A 567-nucleotide genomic window follows, 5' to 3' on the forward strand; every position below is an offset into this window, starting at 1 on the left:
GAGGGGGGTTGGTAAGGTATGCCAACCAAAACCCCCCTCCTGCAGGCTACCACAACCTGGGTCCACACGGTCTTCCGGTCCCTCAGGAAACCCGCGCGCACCAACCTGGCCCTCTTCCTCTCCGCCCTCCTCTCCGGCCCCCTAGACCCCACCCTCTCCGACCTCGCCCGCAGAACCCCCCTCCCCACCCTGGCCCAAAGCCGTCTCAACCGCCTCTGGCGCTTCCTCCACCACCCCACCCTGCAAAACCCCTGGACCCTCACGGCCCACCTCCTCCCCCTCCTGGCACCCCGCCTCGCCCAAGGAAACCTGCTCCCCCTCCTCGTGGACTGGACCCCAGGGGAGGATGGCAAGCACCAGGTCCTGGTGGCCGCCCTCCCCAAGGGGGGGAGAGCCCTGGGGTTCGCCTTCGCCCTCCACTCCCTCTCCCCCTTCCCCAGCCAGAACCGGGTGGAGGAAGCCTTCTTCCACCGCCTGGGCCGCGAGGTCCAGGCCCTGGGCTATGTCCCCCTCTTCCTCCTGGACCGGGGCTTTGACCGGCTCTCCCTCATGCGGCGGCTCCAGGAA

The 567-nt window shown here is 69.1% G+C and carries 1 pseudogene; it reads left to right on the forward strand.

The window, feature by feature from the left end:
* Positions 1-18: 18 nt before the first annotated feature.
* A pseudogene (locus L0D17_RS13230) lies at positions 19-567 on the forward strand (IS4-like element ISTth2 family transposase); the annotation flags it as partial.

This window comes from Thermus thalpophilus (genome assembly GCF_022760915.1).
In the GTDB taxonomy this organism is placed as follows: Bacteria; Deinococcota; Deinococci; order Deinococcales; family Thermaceae; genus Thermus; species Thermus thalpophilus.